Source organism: Mesorhizobium sp. M7A.F.Ca.US.006.01.1.1 (assembly GCF_003997935.1).
GTDB lineage: Bacteria > Pseudomonadota > Alphaproteobacteria > Rhizobiales > Rhizobiaceae > Mesorhizobium.
The window spans coordinates 1-3,173 of sequence record NZ_RZQL01000423.1 but is presented as its reverse complement, the minus strand read 5'-3'; the positions used below and the strand labels follow the sequence as shown (position 1 = coordinate 3,173).

Here is a 3,173-nt window from a genome sequence, read left to right as displayed (position 1 = left end):
GCCTTGCCTGGGGAGGGCGAGGCAGTCGTACTCACCTTTAACCGCGAGCACCTGCATCTGATGGACGAGCCGGTATGAGGAAGGTTTGCGCGAAGCACCCCCCTCTGTCCTGCCCGGCAGCGGCGGCTTACGCGGCGCGCTGTCGGACCTTTTCTGGCGCAAGCCGAAAGTGCTTCTGCTGCTCATGCTGCTGCCGCCGGTTCTGTGGCTCGGCATCGTCTATATCGGCTCGCTGTTTGCGCTTCTGGCGCAGAGCTTTTTCTCGATCGACGAGTTTTCCGGCCTCATCAATCGTGAGTTCACGCTGAAGACCTATGGCGACCTGTTCCAGGCCGCCAATCTCGACATCATCCTGCGCACGGTGACGATGGCGGCCCTGGTCACGCTGGCCTCGGCCGTCATCGCTTTCCCCATCGCCTACTACGCGGCGCGTTATGCGCGCGGCCGCTGGAAGGCCTTGTTCTATCTCGGCATCATGCTGCCGCTGTGGTCGAGCTATCTGGTCAAGATCTACGCCTGGAAGCTGATCCTGGCCAAGGAAGGCATCCTCACCTGGCTCCTCGCCAAGCTGCATTTGTTGTGGGTGCTCGACGCTTGGCTGTCGCTGCCGATCGTCGGCGGCAATTCGCTGTCGGTATCGTTCACTGGCACCTTCATCGTCTTCGTCTATGTCTGGCTACCGTTCATGATCCTTCCCGTTCAAGCAGCGCTCGAACGCGTCCCGGGCAATCTGGTCGAGGCCTCGTCCGATCTCGGCGCCTCTCCGGGGCAGACCTTCCGCAACGTGCTGTTCCCTCTGGCGCTGCCGGGCATTGTCGCCGGTTCGATCTTCACCTTCTCGCTGACGCTCGGCGACTACATCATCCCGCAGATCATTGGCACCTCGCGGCTGTTCATAGGCCAGGCGGTCTATTCGCAGCAAGGCACCGCCGGCAACATCCCGCTCGCCGCCGCCTTCACCGTGGTGCCGATCGTCATCATGGGCTTCTACCTCTGGGGCGCCAAGCGCATGGGGGCCTTCGATGCGCTCTGATGGTTCCCAGTCGGCTCCGCTCGGCCTGAAGATAGCCGCCGCCTGCGGGCTCCTGTTCCTGCATTTGCCGATCCTGCTGATCTTCGTCTATGCCTTCACCACCGAGGAGAAGAGTTTCGTTTGGCCGCCGCCAGGGCTGACGACGCAGTGGTTCGCCGTGACCTGGAACCGGCCCGATGTCTGGCAGGCGCTGTCGCTGTCGGTCAGGGTTGCGGCCATCTCGACGGCGATCGCGCTCGTCCTCGGCACGCTCTGTTCGGCGGCGGTGTCACGGACAAAATTCTTCGGCCGCGAAACCATCTCGCTGCTGGTTATCCTGCCGATCGCGCTGCCCGGCATCATCACCGGCATCGCGCTGCGCTCGGCCTTTTCGCTTGCCGATATCCCGTTCTCGTTCTGGACGATCGTGCTTGGCCACGCCACCTTCTGCGTGGTGGTCGTCTACAACAACGCCGTCGCCCGCTTCCGCCGCACCTCCGGTTCGATGATCGAGGCATCGATGGATCTCGGCGCCGACGGTTTCCAGACCTTCCGCCATGTCGTGCTGCCCAACATCGCCACGGCACTGCTTGCCGGCGGCATGCTGGCCTTCGCGCTGTCTTTCGACGAGGTCATCGTCACCACCTTCACCGCCGGCCAGCAGCAGACGCTGCCGATCTGGATGCTGGAAGAGCTGATCCGCCCGCGCCAGCGCCCGGTCACCAATGTAGTCGCCATGGTCGTCATGCTGGTGACGCTGCTGCCGATCCTTGCCGCCTATTACCTCACCCGCGACGGCGACCAGATCGCCGGAAGCGGGAAATGAAAAACAGCGAATAGGGAGTAGCGAGTAGCGAATAGGGAAGATCGACGGTCAAACCCTACTCGCTTTCAGCTACTCCCTATTTGCTCCTGTTAAGGGAGAATCCAATGGACACCCAGATGCTGATCGGCTCGAAATTCGAGAAGGGCACCGAAACCGAGGAGCCGATCCTCAATCCAAAGACCGGGGCGACCATCCTCAGCCTGCCCGAGGCCAGCCAGGCGCAGATCGAGGCGGCGGTCACCGCCGCCGAACGAGCGTTCGTCTTGTGGTCGCGCACCACGCCGGCGCAACGCTCCGGCTATCTCCTAAACATCGCCGACCGAATCGAGGCTGCTGCACATGAGTTCGCCACGCTCGAGGCGCTCAACTGCGGCAAGCCAATTAATGCCGTGCTCAATGACGAAATCCCGGCGATCGTCGATTGTTATCGTTTCTTCGCCGGCGCCGTCCGTTCGATGCCGGGCGTCGTCGCTGGCGAATACATTCCCGGCCATACCTCGATGGTCCGCCGCGACGCCATCGGCATCGTCGCTTCCATCGCGCCGTGGAACTATCCGCTGATGATGATGGCCTGGAAGCTGGCGCCGGCCATCGCGGGTGGCAACACCGTCGTCTTCAAACCGTCCGAGCAGACACCGCTGACGGCACTGAAGCTCGCAAAAATCCTCGCCGATATTCTGCCCGAAGGCGTCGTCAATGTCGTTCTCGGCCGCGGCGACAGCGTCGGCAACACGCTGATCAACCATCCCAAGGTCAACATGATCTCGATCACCGGCGACGTCGCCACCGGCAAGAAGGTGCTGCAGGCAGCCGCAAAATCGGTCAAGCGCACGCATCTCGAACTCGGCGGCAAGGCGCCGGTCATCGTTTTCGACGACGCCGACCTCGGCGCCGTGGTCAACGGCCTGCGCGCCTTCGGCTATTACAATGCCGGCCAGGACTGCACCGCCGCCTGCCGTATCTACGCCGGCAAGAAGATCTACGACAAGCTCGTCGCCGATCTGTCCTCGGCCGTCTCGACCATCAAGTACGACCGTCCCGACGACACCGAAAACGAGATCGGGCCGCTGATTTCGCGCCGCCAGCGCGACCGCGTCTCCAGCTTCGTCGAGCGCGCCGCGGAACTGAAGCACATCGAGATCACCACCGGCGGCAAGCCGGGCGAGGGTTCCGGCTTCTACTACCAGCCGACAGTCGTTGCCGGCGCGCTGCAGGAAGACGAGATCGTGCGCCGCGAAGTGTTCGGGCCGGTCGTCTCGATTACTCGTTTTTCGGAAGTCGACGAGGCGGTGAACTGGGCCAATGACAGCGACTACGGCCTGGCGTCATCGGTCT

The 3,173-nt window shown here is 62.8% G+C and carries 3 protein-coding genes; all 3 read left to right on the top strand.

What is annotated here, in order from left to right; translation table 11 throughout:
- Window positions 1–85 precede the first annotated feature (85 nt).
- Window positions 86–1,033 (top strand): ABC transporter permease, encoded by a 948-nt coding sequence (locus EN943_RS36220; protein ID WP_127416530.1) that lies wholly within the window; start codon window positions 86–88, stop codon window positions 1,031–1,033.
- On the top strand, window positions 1,023–1,838 hold the full coding sequence (locus EN943_RS36215; RefSeq protein WP_127416529.1) for an ABC transporter permease: 816 nt from the start codon (window positions 1,023–1,025) through the stop codon (window positions 1,836–1,838). The genes EN943_RS36220 and EN943_RS36215 overlap by 11 nt, the downstream gene beginning before the upstream one ends.
- 104 nt (window positions 1,839–1,942) lie before the next feature.
- On the top strand, window positions 1,943–3,173 hold a 1,231-nt coding region (locus tag EN943_RS36210), incomplete at its 3' end, for a gamma-aminobutyraldehyde dehydrogenase (protein WP_164778581.1).